The 279-nt window shown below is 66.7% G+C and carries 1 pseudogene; it reads right to left on the reverse strand.

Going from position 1 to position 279, the window contains the following annotated elements:
• A pseudogene (locus EN808_RS36060) lies at nucleotides 1-279 on the reverse strand (DUF2182 domain-containing protein); the annotation flags it as partial.

A 279-nucleotide genomic window follows, 5' to 3' on the forward strand; every position in this document is an offset into this window, starting at 1 on the left:
GCAATAGGTGCGGATCATCGGCGCCGCCGAAGGCAGCATCGCCGCCACCGCCATCAGGAACCACATCAGGACGAACGCCAACGCCTGCGCGGCAGCCGAGCCTGCGAGCGGAGCCGGCGCAAGGCACAAAGCGAAAAAGCGATCGAGAAATTCCGGCAGCGGCAAACGCGGCAGGTCTTTCAGCAGCGTATCGCCCGGAGCACCGCCGGCAAGCCGGCTTTCGGCACCGCGGATCGCCATGGCAGCGAGGATGAACCAGGCAAGCACGATGCCCGCTCC

The organism is Mesorhizobium sp. M8A.F.Ca.ET.165.01.1.1, from assembly GCF_004792065.1.
Classification (GTDB): domain Bacteria; phylum Pseudomonadota; class Alphaproteobacteria; order Rhizobiales; family Rhizobiaceae; genus Mesorhizobium.